The 20683-nt window shown below is 65.3% G+C and carries 15 protein-coding genes; 10 read left to right on the top strand and 5 right to left on the bottom strand.

Translation table 11 applies throughout. From position 1 onward, the window contains the following. The first annotated feature begins 140 nt into the window (after window positions 1-140). The 7 genes from DOM33_RS11670 to DOM33_RS11640 all read left to right on the top strand — a co-directional run bounded on the left by DOM33_RS11670 (window position 141) and on the right by DOM33_RS11640 (window position 10990). The gene (locus tag DOM33_RS11670; RefSeq protein ID WP_204352675.1) at window positions 141-1523 is read left to right on the top strand and encodes an MFS transporter; all 1383 of its coding nucleotides are present in this window, start codon (window positions 141-143) and stop codon (window positions 1521-1523) included. A 34-nt stretch (window positions 1524-1557) separates the two neighbouring features. After that, a complete protein-coding gene (locus tag DOM33_RS11665; RefSeq protein ID WP_110669190.1) occupies window positions 1558-2151 on the top strand; it encodes a single-stranded DNA-binding protein in 594 nt (197 codons plus the stop codon). A gap of 246 nt (window positions 2152-2397) precedes the next feature. Next, complete coding sequence (gene pgaA / locus DOM33_RS11660) at window positions 2398-4647, top strand: poly-beta-1,6 N-acetyl-D-glucosamine export porin PgaA (protein WP_110669188.1); 2250 nt, start codon at window positions 2398-2400, stop codon at window positions 4645-4647. Then, entirely contained in the window at window positions 4647-6821 is a 2175-nt protein-coding gene (gene pgaB / locus DOM33_RS11655) for a poly-beta-1,6-N-acetyl-D-glucosamine N-deacetylase PgaB (RefSeq protein WP_110669186.1), read from the top strand. Before pgaA ends, pgaB begins: the two co-directional genes overlap by 1 nt. Continuing rightward, a complete protein-coding gene (pgaC, locus tag DOM33_RS11650) occupies window positions 6818-8104 on the top strand; it encodes a poly-beta-1,6-N-acetyl-D-glucosamine synthase (protein ID WP_110669185.1) in 1287 nt (428 codons plus the stop codon). The genes pgaB and pgaC overlap by 4 nt, the downstream gene beginning before the upstream one ends. Before the next feature lie 81 nt (window positions 8105-8185). Then, on the top strand, window positions 8186-8671 hold the full coding sequence (gene pgaD, locus DOM33_RS11645) for a poly-beta-1,6-N-acetyl-D-glucosamine biosynthesis protein PgaD (RefSeq protein ID WP_110669183.1): 486 nt from the start codon (window positions 8186-8188) through the stop codon (window positions 8669-8671). Window positions 8672-8911: 240 nt separating this feature from the next. Then, the gene (locus tag DOM33_RS11640; RefSeq protein ID WP_110669181.1) at window positions 8912-10990 is read left to right on the top strand and encodes an OPT family oligopeptide transporter; all 2079 of its coding nucleotides are present in this window, start codon (window positions 8912-8914) and stop codon (window positions 10988-10990) included. 34 nt (window positions 10991-11024) lie between these two features. Here DOM33_RS11640 and DOM33_RS11635 read toward each other — a convergent pair whose 3' ends face one another. Beyond that, the gene (locus DOM33_RS11635) at window positions 11025-11936 is read right to left on the bottom strand and encodes an SMP-30/gluconolactonase/LRE family protein (RefSeq protein ID WP_239495350.1); all 912 of its coding nucleotides are present in this window, start codon (window positions 11934-11936) and stop codon (window positions 11025-11027) included. Window positions 11937-12149: 213 nt separating this feature from the next. On the opposite strand from DOM33_RS11635, the gene DOM33_RS11630 reads away from it, so the two are divergent. Together DOM33_RS11630 and DOM33_RS11625 are read left to right on the top strand one after the other, a co-directional pair. After that, window positions 12150-13064: a sugar nucleotide-binding protein gene (locus DOM33_RS11630; protein ID WP_110669178.1), complete on the top strand. Its 915-nt coding sequence runs from the start codon at window positions 12150-12152 to the stop codon at window positions 13062-13064. Next, complete coding sequence (locus DOM33_RS11625; protein WP_110669177.1) at window positions 13061-13819, top strand: lysophospholipid acyltransferase family protein; 759 nt, start codon at window positions 13061-13063, stop codon at window positions 13817-13819. The genes DOM33_RS11630 and DOM33_RS11625 overlap by 4 nt, the downstream gene beginning before the upstream one ends. Window positions 13820-13972: 153 nt before the next feature. Here the strand turns inward: DOM33_RS11625 and fabB are convergent, their stop codons facing one another. Beyond that, window positions 13973-15190 (bottom strand): beta-ketoacyl-ACP synthase I, encoded by a 1218-nt coding sequence (gene fabB, locus DOM33_RS11620; protein WP_110669175.1) that lies wholly within the window; start codon window positions 15188-15190, stop codon window positions 13973-13975. A 13-nt stretch (window positions 15191-15203) separates the two neighbouring features. Continuing rightward, window positions 15204-15719 (bottom strand): 3-hydroxyacyl-[acyl-carrier-protein] dehydratase FabA, encoded by a 516-nt coding sequence (gene fabA / locus DOM33_RS11615; RefSeq protein WP_110669173.1) that lies wholly within the window; start codon window positions 15717-15719, stop codon window positions 15204-15206. A 253-nt stretch (window positions 15720-15972) separates the two neighbouring features. On the opposite strand from fabA, the gene DOM33_RS11610 reads away from it, so the two are divergent. After that, on the top strand, window positions 15973-17808 hold the full coding sequence (locus DOM33_RS11610; RefSeq protein ID WP_110669171.1) for a putative bifunctional diguanylate cyclase/phosphodiesterase: 1836 nt from the start codon (window positions 15973-15975) through the stop codon (window positions 17806-17808). Window positions 17809-17897: 89 nt separating this feature from the next. Here the strand turns inward: DOM33_RS11610 and phrB are convergent, their stop codons facing one another. Both phrB and DOM33_RS11600 read right to left on the bottom strand, forming a co-directional pair. Beyond that, entirely contained in the window at window positions 17898-19313 is a 1416-nt protein-coding gene (gene phrB / locus DOM33_RS11605; RefSeq protein ID WP_110669169.1) for a deoxyribodipyrimidine photo-lyase, read from the bottom strand. Between the two features lie 108 nt (window positions 19314-19421). Then, a complete protein-coding gene (locus DOM33_RS11600; protein ID WP_110669168.1) occupies window positions 19422-20342 on the bottom strand; it encodes a MerR family transcriptional regulator in 921 nt (306 codons plus the stop codon). Window positions 20343-20683 lie beyond the last annotated feature (341 nt).

Here is a 20683-nt window from a genome sequence, read left to right as displayed (position 1 = left end):
GCGACAGGGGAGGTACTGCAGGGGGCCGGAAGTCACGGCCCGACTCGCTTTCACTCCATCGGGGCGGGGCGTAAAATGCCCGGTTCCCCATTCATCCTCGGTGTTCGCCGAGTTCTCCCCCAACAGCCGTGATCTCCACCATGACGTCTCGCTTTCTCGTTACCGAACGGCGCGCCATCGTGGGCCTGGCCAGTCTGTATGCCTCTCGCATGCTCGGACTGTTCATGGTCCTCCCCGTCCTTGCGCTCTACGCCGACCATCTCGACGGCGCCACCCCCTTTCTCGTCGGTCTGGCCCTCGGCATCTATGGCCTGACCCAGGCCATCCTGCAGATCCCCTTCGGTCTGCTCTCCGACCGACTCGGCCGCAAGGCGGTGATCGCCGGCGGGCTTTTACTGTTCATCCTCGGCAGCATCATCGCCGCCAACGCCACGACCATCACCGGCATCATCATCGGTCGCTGCCTGCAGGGTAGCGGTGCCGTCGCCGGTGCCATCATGGCACTACTGGCGGATCAGACCCGCGAAGAGATCCGGACCGCAGCGATGGCGACCATCGGCCTGTCGATCGGTGTCGCCTTCGCCATCGCCATGGTCGTCGGCCCGCTGGTCGCGGATGTCGGCGGGCTTGCCGGTGTGTTCTGGTTCACCGCCGCGCTCTCCGCCGGCGCGCTCTTGGTGCTGTGGAAGCTGGTGCCGAGCGCGCCGCGCAGGCTGCGTCACCGCGACGTCGGCCTCGACCGGGCGCAGCTGCGCGCCACGCTGACGCAGGGCAATCTGCTGCGGCTCGACTTCTCCATCTTCGCGCTGCACCTGATCCTCACCGCCTGCTTCACGGCGCTGCCGTTCAAGCTCGAGGCGCTGGGCTTCGCACCGGCCCATCACGGCTGGGTCTACCTGCCGGTGATGGCACTCGCCTTCATCGGCATGATCCCGCTGGTGATCGTGGCCGAGAAGTACCGCAAGATGAAGCCAGTCTTCTTCGGCGCCGTCGCCGCGATGACGCTGATTCTGCTCGGCTTCGGCGAGTGGGGCGACGATCGCGTCTCGCTGATAGCCCTGCTCTGGGGCTTCTTCGTCGTCTTCAATCTGCTCGAGGCGACGCTGCCCTCGATGATCAGCAAGCTCGCCCCGGCCGGCGCCAAGGGCACGGCGATGGGCATTTACTCCACCAGCCAATTCTTCGGCGCGTTTCTCGGCGGGACGCTCGGTGGGGCCCTGTCGCAGGGTTACGGGATCGAGAGCGTGTTTTTCGGCGCCGCGCTGGTCGGTGCGCTGTGGCTGGCGGTGATCTGGCGCATGCCGGCGCCGCGCCATCTCTCCAGCGAGATCATCGCGCTCGACGAGCAATCGATGGACAGGCTCGATACACTACTCGAACGTTTCGCCGCGGTAGCGGGGGTCGAGGATGTCATGGTCGTCCCCGACGAACGCGTCGCCTATCTCAAGGTCGACCGTCAGCGTCTGGACGCCGAGGCGCTGACACGAATCGCAGGCAGTCAATGGCAACGAAACGACGCGTGAGCGCGTCGCAACGCAGGAAAGCGAGGAGAAAACGATGGCCCGAGGTGTGAACAAAGTCATCCTGATCGGCAATCTGGGACAGGATCCGGAAGTCCGCTTCCTGCCGTCGGGCAATCCGGTGTGCAACCTGCGCATCGCGACCACCGATACCTGGACCGACCGCCAGAGCGGACAGCGCCAGGAGCGTACCGAATGGCACAGCGTCGTGCTGTTCAACAAGCTCGCCGAGATCGCTCAGCAGTACGTCAAGAAAGGCTCGCGTCTCTACATCGAGGGGCGTCTGCAGACCCGCAAATGGCAGGGCCAGGACGGTCAGGATCGCTACTCCACGGAGATCGTGGGCAACGATATGCAGATGCTCGATTCTCGCAGCGGCCAGGGTGGCGGCGATTATCAGCAGTCCCAGTCCCAGTCCCAGTCCCAGTCCCAGAGCCAGGGTCAATACGGCGGGGCGCCGCAGGGCAACTACGGCGGTCAGCCGCAGCAGCCCCCGCAGGGAGGTGGCAACGGTAACGCTCAGCGCCCGCCCCAGCACCCGCCGGCACAGCAGCCCAATCAGCAGAACCCGAACTACGGCGCGCCCAACCCGGGCAGCTTCGACGATTTCGACGACGAAATCCCGTTCTGAACCGAACGTGGTCGATGTCGAACGGTTGGCCCCGCCTCGGCGGGGCTTTTTCATGGGCGCGGTGGCGGCAGCGGATCGACGACGGGCCACGTGTGCAACCGAGTGGGGCTACGACGAAACGATGAGTGTTACCGGTTTGTAAAAAACCGCTTTCTCCACTAACTTGGCTTACCTTCTTAGGCTGGCTCACCGGACTCGAGCCATGACGACTCCACAATCACGGACTGACAGTGGCGACTCTTCTGCATGCAACGACCTGACGCTTCGTATCGGGATGGCCCGGTCGAATCCGTCGCCGGGCCGAACCGCGCATCGTTCCCTCCGCGAGCTCCCCACCTGGCGCATCTTCGACGACCGGCTGTCGGCCGAGTCGCGACCTTCGAGTGTGCGGTACTGCTGATCGGCGTGCTGACGCTGCTGTCGAGCGCCACGGTCTTGGCTTCGCCGCGTTTCCCCGATGATCGGTTGCCGCCCATCGATGCGCCGGCGTCGGCTTACGGCAGCGACGTACGTCCGGGACCGCAGGGACGTCCCAATGCGGACGATCTGGCCGGCATCGCCGAGCGTCAGCGCCAGCAGGGGCATCCGGCACTGGCACTTCAGCTCGCCCAGCGCGTGCTGGCGTTCGCGCCGGATCACTCCCAGGCGCGGCGAACGCAGATTTCGAGCCTGTCGAATCTGGGGGCTTTCGCCCATGCCGAAGCGCTCCGCCAGCGTCACGCCCCGGCGTGGCCGGAGGCGACGCAGGCGCGCTTTCACGCCGATGCCACCGCCGGCGCCATTCGACTCGCCATTCACGAGCAAGCCTACCGCGAACGCCGCGCTCGCTATGCCACGCGAGACGTGGATCTCAAGGCGTCCCTGCGGGCGCTGGAAGCGGACATGGCGACGTACGCTCCCGAGAGCGATGCCCGCCGCCGTGCCCGGGTCGACCGGCTCATCGTGCTGCGCCAACTGCGTCGCTTCGATGCCGTGATCGCCGAGTCCGCGGCCCTGACCGCGCAGGGCGGCGAGATTGCCATCTATGCCCAGCCCGCGGTCGCGGACGCCTATCTGGCGCGTCGCCAACCGCAGCAAGCCGCCACGCGCTACCGGGAGGCGATAAGCGCCAACCCCAGCGCCACGCTCGCGACACGGACCGGCTATTACTATGCGCTGATCGAAAGCGAGCGGTATGACCAAGCGGCGGATGTCCTTGCGCGCCTCGAGCGCGAGACGCCCACCTGGCGCTATCGTCAAGACGCCACAATGCCGCCGGTACCCAACTGGGAGCGCAGCGAAGTGGATCGCCTGAGTGTGCTCGACGCCACCTATCGCCGCCACGAGGCCCGGGCGCTGAGCCAGGCACGGGCTCTCTACCGTCACGCGCCGCGCAATGTCGATGTCATCAACCTGCTCGCCACGGCGCAGCGCTCGCGAGGCTGGTATGACGCCGCCGAGGGTACCGCTGAACTCGCCGCCGCCTATGCGCCGCAGGACAAATCGACCCGACTCGCGCTGGCCGAGATCTCTCAGGACCGAGAAGCCTTCGATCGTTGGGAAGCGATGATCGAACCGCTGGCGGTGCAGTTTCAAAGCGACAGTGCGGTCGAGCGCAACTGGCAGGAGTGGCAGGACAGAAACCGCTTCTCCCTCGAGGGCGAAGCCACGCTCGGCCGCTCTCATGGCGGCGGTGCGGTCAACGGCAGCCGTGACCGCGAGTATCGGCTGCGACTCAATGCGCCCTGGCGCGAGGGCGGGTATCGCCTGTTTGCCGAACAGCGCTACCGATGGAGCGACTTCGAGGCCGGCGACGAGCATCGGACACGTCAGGCGCTCGGCATCGAGCGGCAGTGGCGGCGACACCACTGGTGGGCCGCGCTCAGCGGTGAGGCGCTCAGCGACGATATCGGGGTCGACCTCGGCTGGTCCGATTGGCTCGGCGATCACTGGCAGTACCGGCTGCTGACCCAGACCCAGTCAGTGGATACACCGCTGCGCGCCGAGCGAGCGGGTCTCGACGGACAGCGCTATGAAGGACAGCTCACTTGGCGGGCGAACGAGTCGCGGCAGGCGACGCTCACCCTCGGCGCGCTGGATATCAGCGACGGCAATCTGCGCCGCAACGTTGGCGCCGATCTCACGCAGCGGCTCCAGGCGAGTGCGCATCACCAGACGCGTTTGATCGGCTCGCTCGCCGCCGAGCACAACTCAGAGGCCGAAGCTGCCTATTACAGCCCCGAAGACACGCGCAGCGCCGGGATATCCCTGGAGCACGACTGGATGACCTGGCGGCACTACGACCAGTCGCTGACCCAGAACGTCACGCTGGGCGCGGCCAGCGAGTGGGAGCGCGGCTACGGGGCCGACACCGGTCTGGACGCCGCTTACGGTCACACCTGGCAGCTCACCCGGACCTGGTCGATCGACTATGGGGTCGGCTGGGGCAGTCATGTTTACGAAGGCGAACGCGAAAGGCGTCTGTTCGGCCGATTCGGCTTCTCGGGGAGATTGTAATGCGAGCGCCCATCCTTCGAACGACGCGGCTTCACACCGTGGTCCGGGCCGGTATCGGGCTGCTGGCGGGCGCGCTTGCCGCGGTCCCCGCCGTCGCGTCTTCGACGCCGACGCCGACGCCGGCACATGGCGCCCTTTCGGCGACAGCGCCGCCAAGCACGCCCCCCGCAACGCTCGATCTGCCCAGCGGACATTTCGTCACGCTCGCCTTTCACGACGTCCGGGACGGCGTCGAACCCGCAGTGGACACCGATCCCTACGCCATCAGCACCCAGCGCCTCGCGGCGTGGTTCGACTGGATGGCGGCGAACGACTGGCACCCCATATCGCTCGACGACATCGAGGCGGCAAGACGCCAAGCGCAGGCGCTGCCGCCCAATGCGGTGCTGCTGAGCTTCGACGACGGGCTGGCGAGCCTCTATCAGCGGGTCTATCCGCTACTTCAAGCCTTCGACTACCCGGCGCTCTTCGCCATCGAGACGGGGTGGCTGGAGACGGTGGACGAGGGGCGCTCGATAGCGCTTGGCGACGCCGCCGAACTGTCGGCGAGCGCGCTCGGCAACGACGCCTCGCTCGGACAAGACGACGAGACCGACACCGTGCGCTACAACGGGGGCCGACGCGGCAAGGCAGGGTTCGTCGAGTGGGGGCAGCTGCGCGAGATGCAGGCCTCGAACCTCGTCGAGATCGCAAGCCATACCCACGATCTGCACCGAGGCGCGCTGGCCAACCCCCAGGGTAACGTGGAGCCGGCTGCCCTGGCGCGCGTCTATGACCCCGTGACCGGCCACTACGAGCGCGATGCCGCCTATCGACAGCGGGTGCGCGAAGACCTCGAACAGAGCGCGGCGATCATCGAGCGCCACACCGGGACTCGCCCCCGGGCGCTGGTCTGGCCGTACGGAGCGACCAGTCAGGTGAGCGAGTCGCTGGCCCGGGAGGCGGGCTATCGTGTCACGTTCAACCTGGGTGATGCGCAGCTGGCAACGCCGTCCTCGGGCCCGGCGTTCGGCCGTCTGCTCGTCATGGACAATCCCGATCCGGTCACGCTCGAAGCGCAGATCGCCCAGACCGTCGACCCGCCTCCACGCATTCAGCGTGCCGTGCAGATCGACCTCGACATGGTCTACGACCCCGACCCGGCGCAGGTGAATGCCAACCTGAGTGCCCTGCTGGATCGCATCAAGGCGATGCAGGTGCGCACCGTCTACCTGCAGGCCTTTGCCGACCCGGACGGGGACGGGACCGCCTCGTCGCTCTACTTTCCCAATGCGGCGCTGCCGATGCGCGCCGATCTCTTCAACCGCGTTGCCTGGCAGCTGAAGACCCGCGCCGGGGTCGACGTCTACGCCTGGCTGCCGCTGCTTGCCTTCGATCTCCCGGACGCCGAACGACAGCGCCGGCTGTCGGTGCAGATCGCGGACGGGCAGGGCGGTCGTCGCGCCGCCGATCGCGACTACCGTCGCCTGAGCCCTTTCCGACCCCGGACCGTCGCCCTGGTGCGGGGTATCTACGCCGATCTGGCCCGCAGCATGCCGGCGATCGACGGCGTGCTGATTCACGACGACGCCTACCTCGCCGATGACGAGGACGCCCAGGCCTGTGCCCCCGAGGCGCGCTGGCCGGGGTCGACGCGTGTCATCGACGACTGCCGTCTGACGTCACGGCAGAAGACACAAGCGCTGATCGATTTCGGTGATGCCGTCGTCGCGGGGGCGAGAGGGCATGCCAATCTCAGCAACCGGTTTCGCGTTGCGCGCAACCTCTACGCGCGGGTCGTGCTCGACCCGGCGGCGGAGTCTCGCTTCGCCCAGGCGCTGGGCCCTTTCCTTGCGCATTACGACGACGTCGCGCTGATGGCCATGCCCTATCTCGATGGCACGGGCCAGCCCCCCGAGGCCTGGCTGGACGACCTGGTGGATCGGGTGATGGCGCATCCGCGTGGCCTCGAGAAGACGGTCTTCGAGCTTCAGACCTACGACTGGTCGCGAAAGCGCTGGATCGACCCTGATCGACTCCGCGATTGGATGCACCGGCTCGTCCGGCGCGGAGCGCTCAATCTCGCCTACTACCCGGACGATTTCATTGGCGGTCGCCCGGCATTCCAGCCGACGTTCGAAGGCATGAGTCTCAAGGAATTTCCCTATACGCCGCCCCACGGAAGCCGACCATGATCGAATCGTTGCGAAGTGCCCTGGCGGACATCGACTGGCGCGATCTGATGTTCGGTTTCGCCTTCTACTACCCCATCTTCATGGCCTGGATGTGGATCATCGGCGGGCTCTGGTTTTATCTGCGCCGAGAGCGCGGTGAGGACATGACGCCGAGACTGGAGTTGCTGGGCAGCGAGCCGTCTCACGTGAGCGTCATCGTGCCGTGTTTCAACGAGGGCGCGCAGGTCGAGCAGACGCTGCGCTACGCCCTGGCGAGCCGCTACCCGAACTTCGACGTCATCGCCATCAACGACGGTAGCGACGATGAAACCGGCGCCATCCTCGATCGTCTCGCCGAGACCCATCCGCGACTCCGGGTCATCCACTTCGCCAGCAATCAGGGCAAGGCCATCGCCCTGCGGGCCGGAGCGCTGGCGGCACCCTCGGACTACCTGGTGTGCATCGATGGCGATGCGCTGCTCCACCCCTATGCCGTGTTCTGGATGATGTATCACCTGACCCATGGGCCGCGAGTGGGGGCGGTGACGGGCAATCCGCGCATCCTCAATCGCTCGACGCTGCTGGGTAAGGTGCAGGTCGGCGAATTCTCCTCCATCGTCGGGCTGATCAAGCGTGCCCAGCGCACCTATGGGCGTATCTTCACGGTCTCGGGGGTGATCACCGGCTTCAATCGCGCCGCGCTGGACAGCATCGGCTACTGGCGCGCCGACATGGTGACCGAAGACATCGACATCTCCTGGCGACTGCAGATCGCGCACTGGGACATTCGCTTCGAGCCGGCGGCGCTCTGCTATATCTACATGCCCGAAACGCTCAAGGGGCTCTGGCAGCAGCGCCTGCGCTGGGCCCAGGGAGGCGTCGAGGTGATGCTGCGCTATGGCAAGCGGCTCTTCGGCTGGCGTCAGCGTCGCTTCTGGGGGGTGGCGCTGGAGTATCTGACGAGTCTGATATGGGCCTACGTCATGCTCGCCATTGCGGTACTTTTCTGCGTCGGTCTCGTGGTCGAGCTGCCGCCGCAGTGGCAGGTGGCGACGCTGCTTCCCAAGTGGAACGGCCTGCTGCTGGGCGTGACCTGCCTGATCCAGTTCCTGGTGAGTCTAAGTATCGACCAGCGCTACGAGCGGGCCGGTTTCCTGCGCCACTACTTCTGGGTGATCTGGTATCCGCTGCTCTACTGGGTGCTGTCGACGCTGACGGCGGTGGTCGCGCTACCCAAGACGCTTTTCAACGCCAAGCGGCGACGAGCGCGGTGGCAGAGTCCGGATCGCGGTATCCAGCCCTAACAGTTCGCTTGCGCGATTCGTTCATCGCGCCTTTCCGGCCTTGCCCTGCAGGCCGGTTCTTCATCGAGAGAGATCGTCGTCATGTCGGATTCATCGTCGAAACTTCGCGACAAGCTGCCCGACATCATCCATCGCCCGGATCTACAGACGCGGCGTCAGCGTAGCGTGACGGCACTGTTCACCGGGCTGGGCTGGATGATCTGGCTCTACCTGTTCATGCCGCTGGCCACGCTTGGCGGATGGTTCTTCGGCGTCGAGCGCTTTCAGACCTACGTGATCGACAACGCCGGGCGCAGCTGGGCCTCGCTGACGATCTATGCCATCACCATTGGATTGGCAGGTGTGGCGCTACTGGTCTGGGCCTTCTACAACTACCGGCGCTTTCGGCACGTCGACCGGCGCCGTCCGGCGGATGCCGTCACGCCGGAGCGTCTGGCCCAGTCGTTCGGCATCGACGTCGAACAGATCGCGGGTTTACAGCGTCAGCGAACGCTCGTGGTCGAGCACGACGAACGGGGGGAGATCGTCGCCGTCACCCGTCGCGCTTCTCCCTCGCCCCCCGCCTGACTCCACGGTGCTCGCTCGATAGCGCCTGCTCAACGGCACCTGCCTCGCCGTCGGCGACTCGACGCCTTGCGCCACACTGCCTAGAATGGCGCGCCGATAGTCATCTAACGATTCCCCTGCTCATTGACTGATCGTCATCGAGGGGGTGGAAGGCGTTCGTCCACCGTCCGCGTCTGTCGCCCGCGCGCGGATCCAGCCGTATTGCCGCAGCATGCCTGCGGTATGTAAGAGAAAACCTGCATGTCGACACCTATTCCCGATGAAGCGCGCCTGCCGGAGCTGACGCTGCGCGGCGTCGTCCTCGGTGCGCTCATCACGCTGCTGTTCACCGCTTCCAACGTCTATCTCGGGCTCAAGGTCGGGCTCACCTTTGCCTCGGCGATTCCCGCTGCGGTGATCTCGATGGCGGTACTGCGCCGCGTGAAGGGCGCCAACAAGCTCGAGAACAACATGGTGCAGACCCAGGCATCCGCCGCGGGAACGCTCTCGGCGATCATTTTCGTGCTGCCGGGGCTCTTGATGATCGGCTACTGGCAGGGCTTTCCGTTCTGGCAGACGACGGCCATCTGCGCCATCGGCGGCATTCTGGGGGTGCTCTACACCATCCCGCTGCGCCGGGTGATGGTGGTACAGAGCGATCTGCCCTATCCGGAGGGTATCGCTGCCGCCGAGATACTCGACGTCGGCAGTCGCGCTACGGGCAACTCGGGAGGAGACAGCGACGCTATCGCGTCACGTTCGAATGACGCGGCCGAGCCGGGGGCGAAAGAGATCGCCCTCGGCGCCGGCGTGGCGGCGCTGTTCTCGTTCGCCGGCGGCGGCCTGCGCCTGCTCGGGGAGAGCGTCAGCGTCTGGGTCTCTGCCGGTCGCGCGGCCTTCCAGTTCTCCACCGGTTTCTCGCTGGCCCTGCTCGGGGCGGGCTATCTGGTAGGTATCGTCGGCGGTGTCGCGATGCTGATCGGGACGCTGATCGCCTGGGGTGTCGCGGTGCCCTGGCTGACCAGCATCACGCCCGTGGAAGCCGGGCAGACACTCAGCGGCGCGGGCATGACGCTGTGGGCCGACAAGGTGCGCTTCATCGGTGCCGGCACCATCGGTATCGCCGCGGTATGGACGCTGGCGACGCTGTTCAAGCCGATGGTGGTGGGCATCCGCACCTCCTTCGGCGCAATGCGTGGCGATCAGGGGCGCTTTCGGGAGCAGGCTCGCACCGAGCGCGATCTCCCCGCCGGCGTCATTCTTGCGCTGACCGGGGTGCTGCTGATCCTGCTGGCAGTGGTCTTCGGCGTCTTTCTTCACGGGGCGGCGCCGTCGCTCGCCGCGGGGGCTTTCTGGACACTCACCCTCGGTAGCGTGCTCTTCGCCGGCGTATTCGGCTTTCTGATCGCTGCGGCCTGCGGTTACATGGCGGGACTAGTGGGCTCCTCGAGCAGCCCGATCTCCGGCATCGGCATTGTCGGTATCATTCTGGTGTCGCTGATGCTGTTGGGTTTCACCGCGATCAGCGACTCGCTGGACGCGCTCGACCCGGCCGTGGCACGGCAGCTGCCGACGGCGCTGGCGCTGTTCGTCACCTCGGTGATACTCGCCGTGGCGGCGATCTCCAATGACAATCTGCAGGATCTCAAGACCGGCTATCTGGTGGGCGCCACGCCGTGGCGCCAGCAGGTGGCGCTGATCATCGGCTGCCTGGTGGGCGCGCTGGTGATTCCGCCGGTACTCTCGCTGCTCTATAACGCCTATGGCTTCGCCGGGGCGATGCCGCGAGAGGGCATGGACCCGAGCCAGGCGCTCGGCGCGCCGCAGGCCTCCTTGATGACGGCGATCGTGCGCGGGGTCTTCTCCCACGATCTCGAGTGGACGATGATCGCCATCGGTCTGGCGCTGGGCGCGGTCATGATCGCCATCGACGCGCTACTGGCCAGGCGCGGCGGCAGCGCGCGGCTGCCGACGCTGGCGGTGGGTATCGGTATCTATCTGCCGCCGAGCATCATCATGCCGCTGGTGATCGGGGCGATCCTAGGCTGGGCCGTGGATCGGCGCCTACGCCGTCGCGCGCGGCAGCGCCACCGTGACGTCGAGACCGAGGCGGACCGCCCCCGACGCCGCGGGGTGCTGCTCGCGTCGGGCCTGATCGTCGGCGAGAGTCTGGTGGGCGTGCTGCTGGCGGGCGTGATCGGGCTCAGCGGTGCCCCGGCACCGCTGGCCGTCGTCGGTGACGACTTTGCTGGCATCGCCCAGTGGCTCGGGCTGGCGGTGTTCGTCGCCGTCTGTGCCGGCTTCTATCGTCGCGTACTCGCCGAGCCGCATCGCGGGTGACGCAGCCGGTGCCGGGGCGGGGCGGTCTTTCGCGTCAGGTGGCATTGCCCGTCGGCAGCTCGACCTCGCTTGCGGCGAAACCGCCGACGGGCGTGGCGATCTCGAACAGCGCGCCGGCGAGCGGCTCGTCGTCGCAGCCGGTCGCCGCCGAGGTCACGAACAGCCGGTCCAGGGCGTCGCCGCCGAAAGTGCAGGAGGTCGGCCGCGAAACCGGCAGCGTCACTTCCCGGTCGAGCCGGCCATCGGGGTGAAAGCGCGCCACGCGGCCGCCGTCCCATAGCGCGACCCAGAGGCCGCCGTCGCGGTCGCAGGTCATGCCGTCGGGGTAGCCCTCGTCGGCGCCGAAGCGAATGTGTTCGCGCCGGTTCGACAGATTGCCGTCGGCGTCGAGATCGAAGGCGAGCACGACCTGGCGAGCACTGTCGTTATGGTAAAGTGTGCCCCCGTCGGGGGAGAAGGCCGGACCGTTGGTGACGTGATACTCGCTGTCCATTTCGACCACGCCGCGGCCATCGAGGCGATAGAGATAGCCCTTCGAATGGACCTCGTCGTTGTCCATGGAGCCGAACCAGAGCCGGCCTCGATCGTCGCTGCCGGCATCGTTGAGTCGATCGCCGTCGGGTAGCCACTCGATCGGCGTGAGGCGTTTGCCGGGGCGCGGGCCGTGCTCGTCGAGCGTCAGTTCGACGATGCCAGTCGTGAGCCCGGCGACGTAGCCGCCGCCGGCTCGTGGCAGTACCCAGCAGCAGGCCTCGTCGAGCGTCCAGCTCTGACGATGATCGTCGTGGGGGCGCCAGGTGTGGAGCTGGGCTTTGCGAATGTCGACGAACAGCAGTGCGGCGAGTGCCGACGACCAGATCGGCCCCTCGCCGAGCGTTGCCCCCACTTCCCAGACGACGCTCGCCGCGTCAGACATGGCGTTCGTGGACAGAGCATCCTTTGACATGAAACGTTCCCTTTTCGATACGTGGTACATGAGATCGACGTTTTCATCATAGCTGCGCCGTTCCCGTGGGTAACCCTCGTCGACGGTTCCGATTCATGGGCGAGCGCGGCAGGGCGCAAGGCGTTGGCGTCGAACGACGGATGGTCAATTCGATGAGGCGAGGGCCATCACGCAAGGAGAGTGATTGACGATGAAGTGCAGCGGAGAGGCGATGTGAACTGTGTCCTGACACGATCCGATCACTGCCTGAGCCTGGCGTTGACGCGACTCGCCGCCACGCGCAGCGACATCAACTTCGAGTGCGTGGCGCCCTCGGGCTCCACCACGCTGGACCTCGAGGCCGTTTTCTCTCGCGCGCCCAAAGCGGTCATCGTGCCGCCGCTGGAGGATCCGCAGCGGCGCGAGCCCGCTGAAGTGTACGCCCACTGTGACCAGGTCGAAGCGCTGGCGAGCGAGTGCCGACAGCGCCAGATTCCGCTGGTCTGGTGCGTGTCGGATGCGCCGTTCGAGGACGGTGCCGAAGGGGCGATCGATGAAACCGCGATGCCTGCGCCAAGAGACGAAACGCTGCGTCGACTGGTCCAGACCGGCGAGCGGTGCCGTCGCCACCCTCAGCACATCGTGTTGCGTGTGGGCCCTCTGTTCGCGCTGACGGGAAGCGATGCCTGGCTGGGGCCGCTGATCGATACGCTGGTCAGGGGAGACAGTGTGCGCGCGGCGCAGGACGTCATTCTCTGTCCGACTTCGGTGGCGGCGGTAGCCAGGGCACTCATCGGCATGCTGCTGCAGCTCGACAGTGGCGCCGGCGGCTGGGGAACCTACCATCTCGCCGGCGTCGAGCCGGTGAGCGTCTATACCTTCGCATCGGTGGTGCGCACTCAGCTCGCGACGCGTATCGAAGGCGCGGGCAGGGCCTGTCGGCTGGGCGAACTTCACGCGCTCAACCAGCACCACGACATTCCACTACGTCGCGTGCTCGACTGCCGTCGCCTGCTCGAGGTCTTCGGCGTGCACCAGAAATCCTGGCGAGCGGAGCTCGATCTGATGCTCGACGAATGGTCGCGTCGCGATCTCGCCGTCGCCAGTGACCATCCATCCGGCAGCAACGAGGCAGCGGCCGACGCATGAAAGCGATTCGTACTCTTTTGTTCTACGCCGGCTACTTCCTGGCGATTTTCGTCTCCGGCCTGCTGATGCTGCCGCTCGGGCTGATGCTGCCGCTGCGTGCGCGCTTCAAGCTGTTCAACTGCCACAACCGCTTCATCATGAAGTGGCTGTCGATCACCTGCGCCATTCGTTATCGCATCCAGGGACGCGGTAACGTCCCCGGCGGCCCCTGCGTGGTGCTCTCCAATCATCAGAGCGAGTGGGAAACGGTCTTTCTGCAGCTGCTCAAGACACCGATCTGCACGGTGCTCAAAAAAGAGCTCTTGAGCATTCCCCTGTTCGGCTGGGGGGTTCGCCTGCTCAAGCCGATTCCGCTGGACCGTTCGCGCCCGTCCAACGCCATGCGCCAGGTGCTCACGCACGGCAAACTGCGTCTCGAGGAGGGGCTGTCGGTGCTGATCTTCCCGGAGGGCACGCGGGTGGCCCCCGGAGAGCGGCGTCGCTACAACAAGAGCGGCATCGTCATCGCCTGCCGCGCCGGCGTGCCGGTGCTGCCGGTCGCGCACAACGCCGGCGAGCACTGGGGACGGCACTGGATCAAGCAGCCGGGGACGCTCAACGTCGTCGTCGGTGAGCCGATCGAAACGGTGGGGCGCAAGCCGGAGGCGATTCTCGAAGAGGTCGAGCGCTGGATCGAGCAGACGCTCGCCGAGATCTCCGAAGTGCCGCGGCCGCCGCAGCCGGAGAAGGCGCCGGCGGCAGGGCTGCCCTCCTAGAGGGACGTCGAGACGCCGGGGCGGGCCGGCGAGTGGTCGAACCAGTCGCCGCCGACACGATACCCGGCGCAACGCTTCCAGCCCATTACATGCAAAAGGCGCCCCGCGGGGCGCCTTTCGTGTACGTCGGTTGACCGGATTTCGCCGAAGGCGTCAGCCGTCGTAGCGGTCGAGCACCAGACAGGCGTTGGTGCCGCCGAAGCCGAAGCTGTTGGAGAGCACGCGCTTGACCTCCACATCGTCTCGCCGGGTGCGAACGATGTCGAAACCGTTCGCCTGTTCGTCGAGATTGTCGATGTTGGCAGAAGCGCAGAGGAAGCGGTGCTCCATCATCAGCAGCGAGTAGATCGCCTCCTGCACCCCTGTCGCGCCCAGCGAGTGGCCGGTGAGTGATTTGGTGGAGCTCATCGCCGGCGTGGTATCGCCGAATATCTCGCGGATCGCCTTGAGCTCGGCAACGTCGCCCACTGGCGTCGAGGTGCCGTGGGTGTTGACGTAATCGACCTTGCCCTCGAGCCCGGCGAGCGCCTGACGCATGCAGCGTGCCGCCCCTTCGCCGGACGGTGCCACCATGTCGTGGCCGTCGGAGGTCGCGCCGTAGCCTGTGATCTCGGCGTAGATCTTGGCACCGCGCGCCTTGGCGTGCTCGAGCTCCTCGATCACCAGCATGCCGCCGCCGCCGGCGATGATGAAGCCGTCACGATCGACGTCGTAGGGACGCGAAGCTTTCTCGGGCGTGTCGTTGTAGTGCGTGCTCAGCGCGCCCATGGCGTCGAACAGACACGACAGCGTCCAGTGCTCCTCCTCGCCGCCGCCGGCGAAGACAACGTCCTGCTTGCCGAGCTGAATCTGCTCGACGGCGGTGCCGATGCAGTGCGCCGAGGTGGCACAGGCCGAGGAGATCGAGTAGTTGACCCCCTGTATCTTGAACGGCGTTGCCAGACAGGCCGATACCGTGCTGCCCATGGTTCGGGTGACACGATAGGGCCCGACGCGTCGCAGCCCTTTCTCACGCATGATGTCGGCCGCTTCGACCTGGTTGGCGCTGGACGCACCGCCGGAGCCGGCAATCAGGCCGGTGCGGGGGTTGGAGACCTCGTCGGCTGAAAGCCCCGAGTCCTCGATCGCCTGCTGCATGGCGATATAGGCGTAGGCCGCCGCGTCGCCCATGAAGCGCAGCTGTTTGCGATCGACCAGTGCGTCGATATCGATATCGACGCTCCCCGCCACGTGGCTACGAAAACCGAGCTCGGCGTACTCCGGCTTGAAGCGTATGCCGGAGCGCCCCTGACGCAGTGAGTCGAGCACCTGCTGGGCGTCATTGCCTAGGCAGGAGACGACGCCCAGGCCGGTGACTACCACTCGTTTCATGGAAGCCTCCCGCTCAGAAATTCTCTGTATTGGTGAACAGGCCGACCCGCAGGTCTTTGGCCTGATAGATGTCCTGGCCATCCACCGACAGCGTACCATCGGCGATACCCAGAACCAGTCGACGCGTGATCACGCGCTTGATCTCGATATGGTAGGAAACCTGGCCGGCGTTCGGCAGGATCTGCCCGGAGAACTTGACCTCGCCGCACCCGAGCGCTCGACCGCGGCCGGGGTTACCGAGCCAGCCCAGGTGAAAGCCCACCAGCTGCCACATGGCATCGAGGCCGAGGCAGCCCGGCATCACCGGATCGCCGGGGAAATGGCATTGGAAGAACCAGAGGTCGGGATGGATATCCAGTTCGGCGACGATTTCGCCTTTCTGGTACTTGCCCCCGTCCTCGTTGATCCGCGTGATGCGATCGAGCATCAGCATGTTGGGTGCCGGCAATTGGGCGTTACCGGGGCCGAACAGTTCGCCCCGGCTGCATTTCAGCAGATCGTCGTGGCTGAAAGAGTGCTGTCTGGTCACTAGATCGTTCCGAGAATCGAAGAGAGTGTGCCCGTGGTCTGCAAGGCGCGGCCAGTCTACTGGCTGAGCGCAGTGAATGCACGCCACCCCGTGGCGAGATGCCCGCTCGACACCCGCGCCGAACTTGCCCCGCTCGATGGGCCCGGGGCATGATGCGCTGAATAAGGGAACAGATGTCGATTCGTTCGAGCATCCGCCTCACGCGATCTCGCAACAGACGATAGACGATACAAGAGACGGTGACCAACACCCTATGTGGCCTTCGTTTTCGCTGAACCGCCCGCTTGCGTGGCTCGGTCTCGCCGCGCTCATCGCAGCGGTGATTCTGCCATTGCTGGCGCTGAGATTTGCGGCCCTGGCCGTGGTGGCTGTCGCCTGGATCGACCTGTGGCGTCATATCCGCGCCGAGCACGGTCGACGACGGCTGGCAGAGCAGGCGCTCGAGCTCTCGCAGGACGGGCTCATGATCACCAACGCCGCCAACCGCATCGATGTCGTCAATCCTGCCTTTACCCAGATCACCGGCTATACGCTCGATGATGTCGCGGGACTCAATCCCGCCTCGCTCTCTTCGGGGCGTCACGATCGCAGTTTCTACGATCGCTACTGGCAGACGCTGAGGGCCACCGGCCGCTGGGAGGGCGAGGTCTGGAATCAGCGCAAGCACGGCGATCAGTATCCCGAGTGGCTGCGCGTCAGGGCGTGCTATGACCGGAGAGGGCGGGCCACACACTACATCGGTCTTTTCAGCGACATCAGTCGGCACAAGGCACGAGAGCAGGATCTGCGACGTATCGGCTTCGAAGACCCGCTGACGGGGCTGCCCAACCGTCGGCGCCTGCACGATCTGCTGGCCTCACGGCTGCGTCACCTGCGTGCCGGGGAGGGGCTCGATCTCGCGCTGATCGACATCGACGGTTTCAAGTCGATCAACGACGGTCTGGGCGTGGACTGCGGCGATCGCCTGTTGGCGCGGTTCGGTCAGCGTCTCGCCGCGCAGGTCGCCGGCGGTATCGTCGGTCGGCTCGGTGGCGACGAGTTCATGGTCATTCGAACCACCACCTTCGAAGACCATGAGCAGTGGGTGGCGAGTCTTCGTCAGCATCTGAGCGAGCCGTTCGAGATCGAGGGCAATGCGCTGCGTCTGGGGCTCACCATCGGTAGCTGCCGCGCCCCTGAAGACGGCAGTGATGCCGGCGTGCTCTTTCAGCGTCTGGAGTCGGCGCTCTACAGCGCCAAGCGCCACGGGCGCAATCACGACCGGCGCTTTCGGCCGTCACTGGAAGTCGACGACGACCGCCAGCTGACGATGTCCAACGAGCTGCATCAAGCCATCGTCAACGATACCCAGCTCGAGGTTCACTATCAGACCCAGCACCGTCTCGACGACGGCGAGCTGGTGGGCATGGAGGCGCTGCTGCGATGGCAGCATCCGGATTACGGTCAGGTCCCGCCGAACGAGTTCATCGCACTGGCAGAGCGTCACGGTCTGATGCCAGCGCTCGGTAACTGGGTACTCGATCGCGTCATCGCGCAGATCGCCACATGGCGCGCGCTCGGTATCACGATGCTGCCGGTCTGGGTCAATATCTCGGCGCTGCAGCTGATCCAGGGCGACCTGGAGTCACGTCTGCTGGCGACGCTCAATCAGTATCGAGTGCCGGCGACGCTGCTCGGCCTCGAACTGACCGAGTCGGTACTGCTCGACGAGCGCGCCGGGGACGTTTCGCCGCGACTCGAATCACTGCGACGTGAGGGGCTTCAGATCGCCATCGACGACTTTGGAACCGGCTACTCGTCGATGGCCTATCTCAAGCGCCTGCCGGTGGACAAGCTGAAGCTCGATCGCGAGTTCATTCGCGCGCTTCCCCACGATCATGCCGATGCCGCCATCACTTCGGCGGTCCTCGCGATGGCGCAGGGCCTGAATCTCGATGTGATCGCCGAGGGAGTCGAAACGACGGAGCAGCGTGACTTTCTGCTGGCCCGCGGCTGTCGCCATGTGCAGGGCTATCTCTATGCGCGGCCGCAACCCGTGGCCAGCGTCGAAGCGCGGTTGCTCAAGCGTGCCACGCATGTCAGCGCCTGATGCCGCCTCTGCCCGTCACGTCGGCGCCTCGTTCCTCGCGGTCATTGCGCCAGCCGGGCGCAAGGCGCCGACTTTTCATCGACGATCCGTCAGGCGAGATTCTTGAACGCCTCGAGCGCTCGCTCGCGGGCCCGCTTGTGATCGACGATCGCTTCCGGGTAGCCGGTCGCACGCCGCTCGTCGTCGCTCGGCTTGTGACGCGACTTGGCGGGTAGATCGGCGAGTTCCGGCGCCCATGTCGCAATGAACTCGCCGTCCGCGTCGAAGCGCTGTGACTGGGTGGTGGGGTTGAAGATACGAAAGTAAGGCGAGGCATCGGTTCCGGTCGAGGCGGCCCACTGCCACCCGCCATTGTTGGAGGCGAAATCACCGTCGACCAGATGGTCGAGAAAGAACGATTCACCCCGCCGCCAGTCGATCAGCAGATGCTTGGACAGGAACATCGCCGTCACCATCCGCAGGCGGTTGTGCATCCAGCCCGTCGCGACCAGCTGTCGCATTGCGGCGTCGACCAGTGGGTAGCCGGTCTTTCCCTGACACCAGGCATCGAAGGCTTCGTCGTTCTGGTGCCACTTCAGGTTCTCGGTCTCGAGCTGGAACGGGCGTCCGACGACGACGCGGGGAAATCCGAAGGCGATATGCTGATAGAACTCACGCCATACCAGTTCGTTGATCCAGCTCGTCAATCCCGCATCGCCATCCGCCAGGTGACCGCCGTTGTTCGCCATGACCGCCTGGCAGCACTGACGAAAGGAGATCATGCCCGTCGAGAGATAGGCCGAGAGTTCGCTGGTGCCGGCAATCGCCGGGTAGTTGCGATTCTCTTCGTAACGCTTGCCACGCTCCTGCAGGAACCGCTCCAGACGGTCGGCGGCCGCTTCCTCGCCGGCAGGCCAGTATTCGCCATCGACGACCGATGACCGATCCTTCTTGGGCAGCGAGGGAATTTCATCGCCTTTCACGTCAGGTTTCTGCTGCCGGTTCGGCGTCTCTCTGAGCAGCAACTGCTCGGCGGTCACGTTCTGATGCCAGGCCTTGGAGAACGGCGTGAACACCTTGTAGTACTCGTCCTTGCCGGTCAGCAGGTCGCCCGGTTCGAATGCGATCAGATCGGTATAGTCGTGAACGGCGATGCCGGCCTGCTGGAAACGTTCCGTGACCGCTTCATCGCGTCGCCGCTCGTTGAGAACGTACTCACGGTTGAAGTGCAGCGTGTGGACGTCGTGCTCCTGGGCGATATCGATCAGCGCCTTCGGCGCCGCGTCGAAATCGTCGATATCCCGATAGAGTAGCGGGATGTTCAGTGCATCCAGCGCCTTGGCGAGTTCGCTGACGCCCTGGTGAATGAACGTTATCTTTCCGGCACCGTGACCGTGATCGCGCCATTGACGCCGCGTCGCGAGAAAGACCCCGACGACGGGGCCTTTCTGGGCGGCAGCGGTGAGTGCGGTGTTGTCGAGCGTTCGCAGATCGTTGCGAAACCAGACGAGTTGAAGCTGGGACATGCGCACATCCTTGTAGCCATTAACGACAAATGCCCCTGACCATCCATGATCGCGGGGCAGGCTGACGGCAAGTCAGCGAAAGGGTCCAGCAGCGGGTCGACGATTCGCTCAGCGAGCGTTCTTGTCGATCAGCGAGCGCAAACGGCTCAGCGCCTGGTTCATGTCCTCACCGAGCACGTCGACGTCGGTATTCTCGAAGTCGCTGGCGCGGATTCGGGCCACCGGGCCTGCGAGACACACCGGAACGCCAGCCTGTTCGGCCAGTCGCGGCAGCTGCCGGCGGATGACGTCGCCGCGCTCCGCCTGACCGCTGGCGAGCAGCAGCGCCTTGACGCCGAGACGGTCGACCGCCATTGGAAATTCGCTGAAGGGGAGTTCGCCGTCGATCAATTGGACGCGGTAGCCCGCTCCCGAGGCGGCCAGCCCGGTCAACAGCGCCCAGAACCCACTGGGATCTTCCGGCAGCTTGGCGACCAGAATCTCTTCGGCATTGCTGAGCTGATTGGCGTGATAGATCCGGGTGCCGATCCGAGTACGCAGGAAGGTTTCCAGCATCCGGCGCTGTAGCGACGCCCCGAACTGATCTCCCCAGCGCTCTTCCAGCTGCTCGATGGTCGGCTGCCATAGCTCGGTGACGCAGAGCCCTACCGGGTAAAGCGCAAGACTCTGGTTGAAAAGCGTCTCGAGTCGGCCCAGATCCAGTGTGTCGACGGCATGAATGAGATGCTGACGCTGGCTCACCCAGTCGCCCATCTGAGGCGCCGGTGTCTCCACGCTCTCCGGCTGATCGAGCAGCTCGCGTACCTGACTGACAGGAACGCCGCGGTTGAGCCACTGAAGAATACGCTCGACACGCTCGATATCGTCACGCGCATAGAGGCGATGGCCCTTGGGCGTTCGCTGGGGACGAATCAGTCCGTAGCGGCGTTCCCAGGCGCGTAGGGTGACGGAATTGACGCCCGTAAGGCGAGAAACTTCGCGAATGGGATAGAGCGGAGCGGCAGTGGAATCCATAGCGTTCTGAGTCATGCAAGTCCTCCTGCGAGGTCTATGCGTGCGCCGACTCGTGGAATCGGTGGTTTAAAGGAGTGGAACAGTGTCTTCATCCGGATAACGGTCATGAGGGCGAAATATTGAGTCAAAATATCGATTCTGCCCTGCAATTGAACGGCCGTCACTTTTCGATCGAGGCGAGATCGCGGGCATGATAGGTGTCGGCCTCGATTGCCGGTGTCGACTTTCCATACCGCAAGGATGGCCGATAAGGTTGTACATTTCAATATATCTGTACAACTCGTATGTAATACGAGGTTTGATTCGGCGTGCCATTCCCCGATGCCTGCCGATGATCGACTGCCGATTCGGGCCAC

This window comes from Salinicola halophilus (assembly GCF_003206155.1).
Classification (GTDB): Bacteria; Pseudomonadota; Gammaproteobacteria; order Pseudomonadales; family Halomonadaceae; genus Salinicola; species Salinicola halophilus.
The sequence above is the reverse complement of the archived record's forward strand: the minus strand, read 5'-3'. Positions and strand labels throughout refer to the sequence as shown.